Here is an 11639-nt window from a genome sequence, read left to right as displayed (position 1 = left end):
TGGGCGTCCACTGTTCAAGTTGCCGCCGTAAGCGGCTTCATGCACCGGCAGGGGAAGACGCCTATGCCAACTCTCACCATCAACGGGCGGAGTCTGTCCGTGGATGCGGCGAACGACACGCCGCTCCTCTGGGCGATCCGCGAGCAATTGCAGATGACCGGTACCAAGTTCGGCTGCGGTGCCGGGCTGTGCGGTGCCTGTACCGTGCACGTCAACGGCGAAGCCGTGCGCTCGTGCCAGACCATGGTCGGCGATGTCGCCGGCAAGAAGATCACCACCATCGAAGGCCTTTCCGCCAAGGGCGACCATCCGCTGCAGAAGGCGTGGATCGCCGAGCAGGTGCCGCAATGCGGCTACTGCCAGTCCGGGCAGATCATGCAGGCGGCCTCGCTGCTGGCCAAGAATGCCAATCCGACCAAGGAGGAGGTCGTGGCGCATATGGACGGCAATCTCTGCCGTTGCATGACCTATTCGCGGATCCAGAAGGCGATCATGCGCGCCGCTACCGAGATGCGCACCGCATCCGTCTCCGGCAACGAACGGAGGCCCACATGAATAAGCATGTGAACACCATCACGCCCGAGACGACCGATCTCAGCCGCCGCTCGTTCCTGGTCGGCACGGCAGCGACCGGCCTCGTGCTCGGCTATGCCGGCGTGCCCAGCATCGGTGAGGCGCTCGCTGCGCCTTCGAACTTCGAGCCGAGCGTCTGGTATGCGATCGCGCCCGATGGCCTGGTCACCGTGACCTGCGGCAAGGCCGACATGGGCCAGCACATCGCCTCCACCATGGCGCAGATCGTCTGCGAGGAGCTGGGCGCGAAGTGGAGCGACATGCGCGTCGCGCTTGCCTCCAACGATCCGAAGTTCAACGACCCCGTGCTCGGGGCACAGATCACCGGCGGCAGCTGGTCGACCATGATGAACTTCGACGCGATGAGCCGTGCCGGCGCAGCCGGACGGACGGCATTGACGGAAGGCGCGGCCGCCGCGATGGGCGTGCCGGCGTCGGAGCTCGTGGTGCGCGATTCCGTGATCTCGCATCCGAAGTCGAAGAAGCAGATGTCGTTCGCCGATGTCGTGAAGAGCGGCAAGGCGACCAAGACCTTCACGCCGGACGAGCTGAAGGCGATCAAGCTGAAGACGCCGGATCAGTACACCATGATCGGCGTGTCGGTGCCGCAGCTCGACATCCCCTCCAAGACCAACGGCACGGCCAAATACGGCATCGACGTGATGCTGCCGGGCATGGCCTATGGCGCGGTGGTGACGCCGCCGGTACGCTTCGGCGCCACGGTGAAGTCGGTCGACGACTCGGCTGCGAAGAAGGTGCCGGGCTTCATCAAGGCTATCACCCTCGACGACAAGACCGGCACGACATCGGGCTGGGTCGTCGCGGTCGCCAGCACCTACGCCAATGCCAAGAAGGCGGCCGCGGCGCTGAAGATCGCCTATGACGGCGGTCCGAACGCGAAGGTCTCGAGCGAGTCGCTGCTCGACGAAGCCAAGCGGCTTCAGAAGCTGGACGATTCCGGCCAGTTCTTCGTCAAGGACGGCGATCACAACGCGGCGTTCGGCTCGGCCGCAAAAGTGCTCGAGGCGGAGTACACCACCAGCATCAACATCCACGCGCCGATGGAGCCGATGAACGCCACGGCGGAGTTCAAGGGCGACATCCTGCACATCTATTCCGGCAACCAGTTCGCGACGCGCTCCGGCGCGATTGCGGCAGGCGCCGCCGGGATCGATCCGAAGTTCGTGGTGATGCACCAGATGTGGCTCGGCGGCGGTTTTGGCCGCAGGCTCGATGCCGACATGATGGTGCCGGCGGTGCAGGCGGCGAAGGCCATCGGCAAGCCGGTGAAGGTGATCTATACGCGCGAGAACGACATGACGATGGATTTCTCGCGTCCGCTCACCTACCAGAAGGTCAAGGCCGGCGTGGACGGCGACGGCAAGCTCGTCGCGCTCAGCCACGACGTCGTCTCGGCCTGGCCGACCGCGCGCTGGGGCATCCCCGACTTCCTGACGCCCTCGGTCGACAAGAAGGGCCCGCTCGATTCCTTCACGGTGAACGGGGCCGACTTCTTCTACACCGTGCCCAACCATTATGTGCGCGCGATCAAGAACGAGCTCGCGCACAATGCAACGCCGTCCGGGCAGCTTCGCTCGGTGGCGCCCGGCTGGACGTTCTGGGCGGTCGAAAGCATGATCGACGAGATCGCGGCTGCGACCGGCAAGGACCCGGCGCAATTCCGCATCGCGCTGCTCGACGGCAAGGGCAAGAACGATGGCGGCGCGCAGCGGCTGCGCAACACGTTGCTCGCCGCGATGGGGCTGTCCGGCTACGGCACCAAGCAATTGCCGAAAGGCGAGGGCATGGGCGTCGCCTGCGTCTCCTCGCAGGAACGCGCGACCGCGAGCTGGACGGCGTGCGTCGCCCATGTCGCGGTAGCGCCGTCAGGCGAGGTGACCGTGAAGAAGCTCACGGTCGCAACCGACGTCGGCACACAGGTGCATCCCGACAACATCCGTGCCCAGGTCGAGGGCGCGGCGCTGTGGGGCCTGTCGCTGGCGATGTACGAGAAGGCGACGCTCAAGGACGGTGGCATCGAGCAGACCAATTTCGACAGCTACACGCCCTTGCGCATGAGCCAGATGCCCGAGGTCGCCGTCGCCGTGATCGCCAACGGTGAAAAGGCCACCGGCGTCGGCGAGCCCGCGGTGACGGTCATCGCCCCGGCAATCGGCAACGCCATCTTCAACGCCTCGGGCGCCCGCATCCGGGCCCTGCCGATCACGGCCGAAGCCGTGAAGGGGGCGATGAAGGCGTAAGCCGGTCGAAGGCTGCTCGAGACAATCCGCCGGAGGCCATCCTCCGGCGGATTTGTTTTTGGGGTTTCCTGCATCTCAACATTCACCGTCATGCCCGGGCTTGTCCCGGGCATTCACGTTCTTCGTGCCGTGCGTCAAGGCGTGGATGGCCGGGACAAGCCCGGCCATGACGGAGAAAAATTCCCCTTATCCATCAATGCCCCTTCTACTGTGCATGGGGTTGTTTTCGCCAGTTTTGACTGGAACCGCGCCGGGATCCCAATTCCCTCAAATTGCACCCAATTCCGCAGCGTTCCGTTGAGCACGCCTCTTAAGGGGCGGAGAACCTGATCCGGCTTAGGCTGACGCCAAATCCAGTCCCGTGCTCTGGGGAAGCCATGAACGCGCCAGCCAAATCCGCCGCCAAACGCCGGCTCTTGCTCGCTTCCGACCGGAGCGACGAGAGCACCGAGCTTGCCAGCATCCTGAAGGCCGTGGGCGACGTTGCGACGGTGACGACGCAGGACATTCCCGAGCAGCCGTCGCGCGATCTGTCCGGTCTCGTGGTCGACATCAATCTGCGTTCGCCCGAGAGCGTGCAGCGGGTGCGCAACAAGCTGCGCGGCGACGGTTATCGATCAATGCCGCGCCTGTTCGTGCTCGCTGATGCCCTGCATCACGGCACCATGCAGGCCTGGGCGCTGGGCGCCACCGACACGATCTCGCGGCCGCTGCAGCCCGACGCGATTCTTCAGCGCATCCGCGCCGCGTTCCCCGACACCGCAACCTATGACGCGACCGATCGCGGCAAGACGCTCAACCGCGGCGTCGAGGCGGCGCATGCGGTGCTGGCGAAGATGTTCGAGAAGCTGCCGCTCGGCGTGCCCCTGACCTTCGACGACGTCATCGCCGCCGAGAGCAAGATCCTGAAGGCGATCAAGCACTCCTCGCTGCGCGAATGGCTCACCACCGTTGGCTGCCATCATGTCGGCAGCTATCGCCACTGCCTGTTCGTCACCGGCTTCGCCGTCGCCTTCGCGCAGCATCTCGGCATGCGCGAGGATGACCAGCGTCGCCTGACCCGCGCCGCGCTGCTGCACGACGTCGGCAAGGCCTTCGTTCCCTCCGCGCTGCTCGACAAGCCGGGCAAGCTCACCGACGAGGAGATGGCCGAGGTGCGCCAGCATCCGCGCCGCGGCTATGACGCGCTCGCGGAGCAAGGCGGCTTCCCGCCGGAGATGCTCGACGTCGTGCTGCATCACCACGAATTCCTCGACGGCTCTGGCTATCCGAATGGCCTGTCGTCGAACCAGATCAGCGACATCGTGCGCGTCACGACGATCGTCGACATCTACGCGGCGCTGGTGGAGAAGCGCGCCTACCGCATGCCCTTCACCCACTCGCGCGCATTCACGATGATGGAAGGCATGGGCGCCAAGCTGGATCAGCAACTGCTGCAGGCGTTCCGGCCGGTGGCGCTGGGATCGTTTTGAGCGAGATGCCGTAGAGCGAGATGCCGTAGGGTGGGCAAAGGCGCGCCCTTCGCGCGCCGTGCCCACCATGTATCCTCATTCGCTGTATGAATGGTGGGCACGCTTCCGCCTTCGCTCTTCGAGCTACGGCGGACAAGCCGCTTTGCCCACCCTACGAGAGTCGTCGTTTGGCGCGGCCGCTCACCCCACCATCTTCCGCAACTCCGCCTTCGCCACCTTCTCCAGCGTCGAGCGCGGCATGTCGTCGACAAGCCTGATTTCGCGCGGCACCTTGAAATCCGCGAGTCCCGCGCCGCAGGCTGCCATCACGCGATCATGCAGATCGGGCGCAGCGCCCGCGACGCCGCCGTGCGGGATGATGAAGACAACAGGCACTTCGTCCAGCATCGGGTGCTTCTTCGCCACCACCGCGGCTTCGCGCACGCCGGCTACCACCGCGATCACCTGCTCGATCTCGGAGGCCGCGACGTTCTCGCCGCCAACCTTCAGCATGTCCTTGGCGCGGTCGCCGAACCTGATGAAGCCGTTCTCCAGTCGCTCGACGCGGTCGCCGGTGAGAAAGAAGCCGTGCTCGTCGAAGCTTTCGCGCGTCGCCTTTTCATTGTGCAGATATTCGGCGAACAGCGACAGCCCGACGATGCCCTTGATCGCGAGATTGCCGGTGTCGCCGACCTCGGTCGGCCGTCCATCGTCGTCGGTGATGCGGATCTGATATTCGGGAGCCGCGCGCCCGATCGACATCGGGATGTTGGGCTGGTCGACCTCGCCGATGATGCCGTGGGTGATGGTCTCGGTCATGCCCCACCAGCCGATCATCTTGACGCCGAACGCGGCAAACGCCGGCGGCTCGTTGATGGCGGTGCCCCACAGGCGGAATTTGTGGTCCTTCGGGATCTCCTGCTCGAGCAGCGCCTTCATGCAGAACGGAATCGTCGAGGTCCAGGTCGAGCCGTGCGCACGCGCGACGCCCCAGAAGCGGCTTGCGGAGAACCGCGGCTGGATCACGCAGGTGGCGCCGACCCACAGCGTTGCCAGCATCGAATAGGCCAGCGCATTGGTGTGGAACAGCGGCAGATAGGTCTGGTGCACGTCGCTCGCGTGAAGGTCCTCATGCGCGGCGTTGATCTTGGCGCCCCACAGCGCGTTGGCATGGGTCCACAGCACCGCTTTCGGGCGCGAGGTCGTGCCTGACGTGTACTGCACGCTGCACGGCGCGAACGGATCGGTCGCGCGAAGCGGCCGGTCAGCGCTATCGGCGAACAGCACTTCAAAACTGTCGCCGCGCGAGACGGCTTGCGCAGGTGCGGCCCCGGCATCGTGCGAGGTCACCGCCATCCAGCGGATGTTGCGGCAGTTCCGCGCGACGAGCTCGGCATAGGCCGGCTGCGTGATCGCGGCGACCGCGCCGCAATGGTCCGCGAAATATTCCATCTCCGCCGGTGCTGAGCGGGTGTTGGTGGTCACCGCGATGGCGCCCAGTTCGACGCAGGCGAACCAGGCCAGCAGCGCCTCGATGCAATTGTCGAGATGAATGAGCACATATTCGCCCGGCTTCACGCCGCGCTTGGCCAGCCCCGCCGCGAGCGCGCCGACGCGCTCGTGAAACTCGCCATAGCTCCAGCGCCGCGCCGGCGCGTCGAACGGCGCCCAGATCAGGAACGCATGATCGCGGCGCACCGCGGCGCGCATCTTCAGCAGCCAGGGTACGTCGAGCCCGTCGAACGGTCCTACGAGTCCGGGTCCGGTGTATTGAGGTGGCATGGCTCCTCCCGTGCAGCCTGCATCTTGATGGCGGCTGCCTTTTGATTATTGCGTCTTCCTGCCATCGGATGGCGCGGGGAGCAAATCGGGGGAGGCGGAAGATAGGCGCGGCGTACCTCGTGGTGCGCGCACGCTCTCTCCTCCGTCATGGCCGGGCTTGACCCGGCCATCCACGCCTTGGCGCGCTAGTCCTCGTACGACGAAATCTCGATCAGGCTGCCATCCGGATCCCGGCAATAGACCGAGCGCAGCGTGCCGCGGGCACCCTGCTTGGGAACCGGGCCTTCCTCGATCGCGATGCCATGTGCCGTCAAATGCGCCACCACCTCGTCGGGCGCGGCAGAGGTGAGGAAGCACAGATCCTCGCTGCCGGCGGTCTGGTGGTCCGCAGTGAACCACTCCACCTTGTCGGCATCGCGCGGCCGGACGTTGATCTTCTGGTTACCGAATTGCAACGAAGTCCGCGGCGCTTTGCCGCCGCCGGGGTCGAACACCTTGACTTCCATGCCGAGAATCTTGCGGTACCACTCGGAGGTCACTGCGACGTCGGCGACGTTGATGACGAGATGATCGAGGGCTTCGACCTTGACCGGCATGCCTTATCCTTTCGTCGTGATGCGCCGGGCGCACTTTCCGCCTGCGGCAAGCTTTGTTACAACCGCGTCGACGCCACTTTGAAGCCATCTGGCTTTCAAGAACAACACGTTGGGAGAACCCTTGAGATGATCACTCGCCGTACCGCGCTGGGCCTGCTCGCAGCCAGTCCGCTTGCAGCCACCCCGCTGTCGAAGGCCCTTGCCGCCGACTATCCGGCCCGGCCCGTGAAATGGGTGGTCGGCTATCCGCCGGGCGGAGCCACCGACATCCTGGCGCGGCTGATCGGTCAGCGGCTGTCGGAACGGCTCGGCCAGCAATTCGTGATCGAGAACAAGCCGGGCGCCGGCAACAATATCGGCACCGAATCGGTCGTCAATGCCGAGCCCGACGGCTACACGCTGCAACTGGTCAATCCGGCCAACTTCATCAACGCTTCTCTCTACGCCAACCTCAAATTCAACTTCGTGCGCGACATCGCGCCGGTCGCCTCGTTCCAGCGGGTGCCGAACGTGATGACCGTCAACAAGGACGTTCCGGCCAAGAACGTCGCCGAATTCATCGAATATGTGAAGGCCAATCCCGGCAAGGTGAACATGGCTTCGTCCGGCAACGGCACCTCGGTGCATCTGTCCGGCGAGATGTTCATGGCCATGACCGGCTGCAAGATGCAGCACGTGCCCTATCGCGGCGCGGCGCCGGCGATCACCGACATGCTCGGCGGCCAGGTGCAGGTGATCTTCGACAACATGCCCTCGATCATCCAGCACATCCGCTCCGGCTCGCTTCGCGCGATCGGCGTCACCACCACGGAGCGCTCGCCGCAGCTGCCCGACGTGCAGGCGATTGCCGAGACCGTGAAGGATTACGAGGCCAGCGCGCTGTTCGGCATGGGTGCGCCGAAGAACACGCCCAAGGAGATCATCGCCAAGCTCAACAATGAGATCAATACGCTCATGAAGGAGCCCGACATGACCAAGCGCCTGGTCGAGCTCGGCGGTGAGCCGCGGGTGCAGACGCCGGAGGCGTTCGGCGAGGAGATCAAGGCCGAGACCGAGAAGTGGAAGAAGGTCGTCGAGTTCGCCGGCCTGAAGGTCGAATAGCGCTCTTGTGATCCCTGCGATTGGAGCCCTGCCGCCTGGCAGGGCTTTTTTCTTGCGTACTTCGGTCCCCTGATCTGGAATAAAACGGCGCGGCGAAACCTGATCATACATGGCGCGTATCTCGCGCCGTGCAGAGAGGAGTCTGGATCATGCGCAAGACGCAATTGGCGCTGCTGACGCTGGGCGCGACGGTCCTTGCCGGCTTCGTCATCATCGCGCCCGCGGCGGCTCGCGACTATCCCTGGTGCGCCCAGGGCGGCGAGTATGACTATCCGGGCGAATGTGCCTACAGCACCTATGAACAATGCCTGGCCAGCGTGTCCGGCCGCTTGCTGTACTGCGGGCCCAATCCGTTTGTGGCCTATGGTCAGGCGCCGCAGCCACAACCTCGGCCGCACCGTCGCGCGCGGCCCGTCGCACCGTACTAGCCGCGCATTTTTGCGCGGTCGCTCCGGAATAAACCGGCTCCGCGAGCCTTTCCCTCTGTGAGGTCGCATGTCGCGCGGCGAACATGGGAGATCGGTCATGCGCAAGGCGCAATTTGTGCTGGGCACCATAGTCCTTGTGTGGCTCGCTGGCGGGAGTCCGGCGCGCGCGGACTATGATTACGCGTGGTGCATTCAGAACTCGGAATACGGCTATCCCGGCGACTGCTCCTATCAGACTCGCGAGCAGTGTCAGATGAGCGCGTCGGGCCGCAAGGGCTATTGCGCGCAAAATCCTGCCCAGGTGGCCGTACGGCCTCCGCTTCAGCCGTCACTACGCGGTCGGTACGTTCGTCCGTACTAGTCGCGCCTCACACTGAGCACTGCCTGATCACGCAGTCGTGCAGATCCGGACGCGCGGGTTCCTGCTTGACGCCTTCTCGCTCACGTCTATACTAAACCAAATGGTTAAGTATAGAGACGAGACGCTCGACCGGACCTTTGCGGCGCTGTCCGATCCGACGCGGCGTGCCCTTCTCGCGCGGCTCGGCGAGCGGGACGGCCTGTCGGTGAGCGAGCTGGCCGCGCCGTTTCCGGTCTCGCTGCCGGCGATCATGAAGCATCTCGACGTGCTCACGGATGCGGGCCTGATCGTGCGGGAGAAGACCGGACGCACGGTGTCCTGCCGGCTCACCGCGCAGCCGATGGAGCAGGCGATGAACTGGCTCAATCGCTACGCGCAGTTCTGGTCCGAGAAGTTCGACCGCCTCGCCGCCCTCGTGGAGGACAAGACATGGCCGACGCAGCCGTCAACGCCGATCCCCGCACAGTCGAACGTCCAAACGAACGTCCAAGCCTCACGCTCACGCGCCGGCTCCGCGCACGGCCGGAGAAAGTCTACGCCGCCTGGACGCAAGCCGCGCAGCTAGTCCAGTGGTTCGGACCGCCGAACATGAAGCCGGCGACGCTGGACGCCAAGCTCGACGTCCGTACCGGTGGCCGCTACCGCATCAGCTTCACCGGTGACGACGGCGAATATTTCGAGGCCGGCGGCGTCTATCGCGAAGTCGTGCCGAACGAGCGGCTGGTGTTCACCTGGGCCTGGCATTCGACGCCAGAGCGCGAATCGCTGGTGACGATCACGCTGAAGCCGGATAGCGCCGGCACGCTGATGATCTTCCATCACGCCCAGTTCTTCGACGAAACCGCACGCGACAATCACCAGCGCGGCTGGAGCTCGTGCCTCGACAAGCTCGACGCCTTCGTCGCCTGACACCATGGAGGATACCGTGCAGCAACATCAGATCGTCTCGCGCGAGCAATGGATCGCGGCCCGCAAGGCCCACCTGGCGCATGAGAAGGAACTCAGCCAGGCCCGCGAGCGCCTCGCCGAGCAGCGCCGCGCACTGCCCTGGGTGAAGGTCGACAAGAACTATGTGTTCGACGGGCCGAACGGCAAGGTGACGCTCGGCGACCTCTTCGGGGGCCGCCCGCAGCTCGTGGTGCAGCATGTGATGTTCGCGCCCGACTGGGAGGCCGCGTGCAAGAGCTGCTCGTTCTGGGCTGACGGTCTCGATCGCATGGTGCCGCACCTCGCCGCGCGCGACACCTCAACGGTTGCGATCTCGCTGGCACCTAGCGCCAAGCTCGAGGCCTTCAAGAAGCGGATGGGCTGGACCTTCGACTGGGTCTCGTCAGGGAGCAACGACTTCAACTACGACTACGAGGTCTCGTTCACGCGCGAGCAGATCGACAAGGGTGTGCCGAAATACAATTTCGGCACCACGCCGTTCTACGGTCCGGAGCTGCCCGGTATCAGCGTGTTCTATCGCAACGAGGCCGGCGAGATCTTCCATACCTATTCATGCTTCGCGCGCGGTCTCGACATGATGAACGCGGCCTATCAGTATCTCGACCTCACCCCGCTCGGTCGTCACGAGGACGGCCTGCCCTATCCGATGGGCTGGGTCCGCCTGCGCGATCAGTACGAGCCGCAGGCGAAGGGGGCGTGCTGCCACGGGTGAGGGGGCAGGCTCGGCCTGCACAAACGGTGTCATCGCCCGGCTTGACCGGGCGATCCAGTATTCCGAGTCGTTCATGGTTCATCGAGAGGCCGCGCCGTACTGGATGCCCCGCCTTCGCGGGGAATGACAGCGGAGAGCGGCGAGGCAGCTGTCCTTCCGCCGCGCCCTACCGCTTGGCGTCGGCCTGCTCCGTGCCATTGCACGAGATCAGCATCGTGTACGGCCGCGCGTTGCCGGCGATGTCGGTGGTCTTGAGCTCACCCTTGGGCTCGGCGGTCTGGTAGGGCACCACGGAATTGTCGAGGAAGTCGCGCAGCATGCCGGTCTTGATGGCGAAGTTGATGTTCTCCGGAATGTTGCCGGTCGCAGCGACGATGCGCAGTGCGGGGATCTTTGCGGTGACCACGCCTACGATCTGACCGGTGGTGTCGAACAGCGGGCCGCCGCTATTGCCGGGCTGCACCGGCGCGCTGATTTGCAGGAAACGCGTGTCGATGCGCATGCCGCTGAGCGAGCTCGCGATACCGGTCGTCACGGTGAAGTCCGACGTGAGCAAGCCATGGAAGGGAAAGCCGATTACGATGACGGAATCGCCGGAGCGAATCGAGCGATCGCGGATCCGCGCAAAGTCCTTGAATGTCGTCGTCGACGGCGCCTGCAACAAAGCCAGATCGTTGTTGACGTCGCTCGATACGACGCGCAGCACCATCGCGGCCTCGCCGGTGAGGTTGCCCTTGATGTCGCCGACACAGCCGTCGATCACATGGTTGTTGGTGACGACGTGGCCGTTCGCACTGACCACGAAGCCGGTGCCGGTCTTGGCCCTGGCAACTTTGCCGCCGGCCGGCGGCGCCTGCTTGTCCGGCGCAGGCTGCGGCTTGGCCGCGATCTTGGTGAAGTCGCCGGCCTTGTCGAGCCCGTCGGCCTTCACCTTGGTCACGCAATTGGCCAATGCAGCGATCACCGGCCCGGTCGAGGTCAGATCGAAATTCAGAACGGCGCGGCCGGCTGTCGCCACCATCAGGCTCGCCTTCTGAAACGTACGCACAACGTTGACCGGCATGATGGCCGTGAGCATGTTGGGCTGGTACGCCGTGGCGAACAGCCTGGCTTGCTCCTGCCCGTCAAAGGTCACGTCGATCGCGGCGTTCTCGCCCTTGTTGAAGCGGTAGCTGGGACTCGCAAAGGCGAGCGACCATGTGCCGGCGGCATTCTGGCTCACGACGAGGATGACGCCGTTCGCATAAGGCGTCGTCGCGGCGCAATGCGAGAAAACGCCCGTCTCGTCATTGCTGAAGAAGCCGCCGATCCAGTTGCCGACATTGACGCTGCCGAATGGTCCTTTTGCATGCGCGATGCCGGCGACGCTCACCTGCAACAGAGACGCAACGACAAATGACTTGAGCCACATACTTCCTTCCCCCCG

The 11639-nt window shown here is 64.8% G+C and carries 11 protein-coding genes and 1 pseudogene; 9 read left to right on the top strand and 3 right to left on the bottom strand.

Annotated features, from left to right (window positions below):
• The first annotated feature begins 63 nt into the window (after positions 1–63).
• From QJT78_RS16355 to QJT78_RS16345, 3 genes are all read left to right on the top strand, one after another.
• Positions 64–555, top strand: coding sequence for a (2Fe-2S)-binding protein (locus QJT78_RS16355; RefSeq protein ID WP_014491023.1), 492 nt, complete (start codon positions 64–66; stop codon positions 553–555).
• Entirely contained in the window at positions 552–2834 is a 2283-nt protein-coding gene (locus QJT78_RS16350) for a molybdopterin cofactor-binding domain-containing protein (protein ID WP_028151122.1), read from the top strand. The genes QJT78_RS16355 and QJT78_RS16350 overlap by 4 nt, the downstream gene beginning before the upstream one ends.
• A 377-nt stretch (positions 2835–3211) precedes the next feature.
• Positions 3212–4306 (top strand): HD domain-containing phosphohydrolase, encoded by a 1095-nt coding sequence (locus tag QJT78_RS16345; RefSeq protein WP_028151123.1) that lies wholly within the window; start codon positions 3212–3214, stop codon positions 4304–4306.
• A 180-nt stretch (positions 4307–4486) separates the two neighbouring features.
• Here QJT78_RS16345 and QJT78_RS16340 read toward each other — a convergent pair whose 3' ends face one another.
• Both QJT78_RS16340 and QJT78_RS16335 read right to left on the bottom strand, forming a co-directional pair.
• Positions 4487–6067, bottom strand: a complete 1581-nt coding sequence (locus QJT78_RS16340; RefSeq protein ID WP_028151124.1) for an AMP-binding protein — start codon at positions 6065–6067, stop codon at positions 4487–4489.
• A 185-nt stretch (positions 6068–6252) separates the two neighbouring features.
• Entirely contained in the window at positions 6253–6663 is a 411-nt protein-coding gene (locus tag QJT78_RS16335; protein WP_028151125.1) for a VOC family protein, read from the bottom strand.
• Between the two features lie 126 nt (positions 6664–6789).
• Here QJT78_RS16335 and QJT78_RS16330 point away from each other — a divergent pair, with 126 nt between their 5' ends.
• From QJT78_RS16330 to QJT78_RS16305, 6 genes and pseudogenes are all read left to right on the top strand, one after another.
• Positions 6790–7764: a tripartite tricarboxylate transporter substrate binding protein gene (locus tag QJT78_RS16330; protein WP_028151126.1), complete on the top strand. Its 975-nt coding sequence runs from the start codon at positions 6790–6792 to the stop codon at positions 7762–7764.
• Between the two features lie 149 nt (positions 7765–7913).
• A complete protein-coding gene (locus QJT78_RS16325) occupies positions 7914–8192 on the top strand; it encodes a DUF3551 domain-containing protein (protein ID WP_028151127.1) in 279 nt (92 codons plus the stop codon).
• Between the two features lie 67 nt (positions 8193–8259).
• A complete protein-coding gene (locus tag QJT78_RS16320; RefSeq protein ID WP_309248402.1) occupies positions 8260–8553 on the top strand; it encodes a DUF3551 domain-containing protein in 294 nt (97 codons plus the stop codon).
• Positions 8554–8653: 100 nt separating this feature from the next.
• Positions 8654–9118, top strand: a complete 465-nt coding sequence (locus QJT78_RS16315) for a metalloregulator ArsR/SmtB family transcription factor (protein WP_049807431.1) — start codon at positions 8654–8656, stop codon at positions 9116–9118.
• An 11-nt stretch (positions 9119–9129) separates the two neighbouring features.
• Positions 9130–9462: pseudogene (locus QJT78_RS16310) on the top strand (SRPBCC domain-containing protein); the annotation flags it as partial.
• A 16-nt stretch (positions 9463–9478) separates the two neighbouring features.
• Positions 9479–10213, top strand: a complete 735-nt coding sequence (locus tag QJT78_RS16305; protein WP_080586491.1) for a DUF899 domain-containing protein — start codon at positions 9479–9481, stop codon at positions 10211–10213.
• Between the two features lie 166 nt (positions 10214–10379).
• Here QJT78_RS16305 and QJT78_RS16300 read toward each other — a convergent pair whose 3' ends face one another.
• Positions 10380–11624, bottom strand: a complete 1245-nt coding sequence (locus tag QJT78_RS16300; RefSeq protein WP_028151131.1) for a trypsin-like peptidase domain-containing protein — start codon at positions 11622–11624, stop codon at positions 10380–10382.
• Between the last annotated feature and the right edge of the window lie 15 nt (positions 11625–11639).

It is taken from the genome of Bradyrhizobium sp. Mp27 (assembly GCF_029953005.1).
Classification (GTDB): domain Bacteria; phylum Pseudomonadota; class Alphaproteobacteria; order Rhizobiales; family Xanthobacteraceae; genus Bradyrhizobium; species Bradyrhizobium barranii.
Note: the sequence above shows the minus strand (reverse complement) of the source record. Positions and strands in the feature narration are given on the sequence as shown.